General features: G+C 59.4%; 1 pseudogene. It reads left to right on the top strand.

Annotation, left to right across the window (positions count from 1 at the left end):
• Positions 1–478: pseudogene (locus AB4Z27_RS29520) on the top strand (hypothetical protein); the annotation flags it as partial.

The following is a 478-nucleotide window of genomic DNA, read 5'->3' as shown; positions in this document are numbered from 1 at the left end:
GACCCGGCGCAGTGCCAGGGCCAGGTGTTTGTCAGTCTGTTCTTCGATGGCACGGGCAACAACAAGGATTGGAAGGAGCCCGGGCTTGGCTGCACACAGGCCGAGGCGAATAAGCACAGCAATGTCGCGCGCCTGTATGACGCTCGCGTGGTGGCCCCGGAGGATGGCATCTTCGGCTACTACATTCCCGGCGTGGGAACGCCATTCGAGCAAATTGGCGACTATGGCGGTCCGCTCGGTTTGGGGGCGGGACTTCGGGGCGCGAATCGCATTCACTGGGCGATTCTCAGTGTGCTTGACTCGGTTCATTTGAATTTGACTGGAACCCGCATGCTCCCAGATCACGTGATGAGAGCCGTCGTATCAGGCATGAGCTATGACCCGAATGATCCCATGCGCAAGCTCGCGTTCAAGACCTGGGAGAACAAACTGGCGAAAGTGGTGGCAGACCGCGAGCGCAAGGTCACGCGGATCAATG

The sequence above is a fragment of the Cupriavidus sp. KB_39 genome (assembly GCF_052114485.1).
Classification (GTDB): Bacteria; Pseudomonadota; Gammaproteobacteria; order Burkholderiales; family Burkholderiaceae; genus Cupriavidus.
This window is presented reverse-complemented; position numbering and strand designations above follow the sequence as displayed.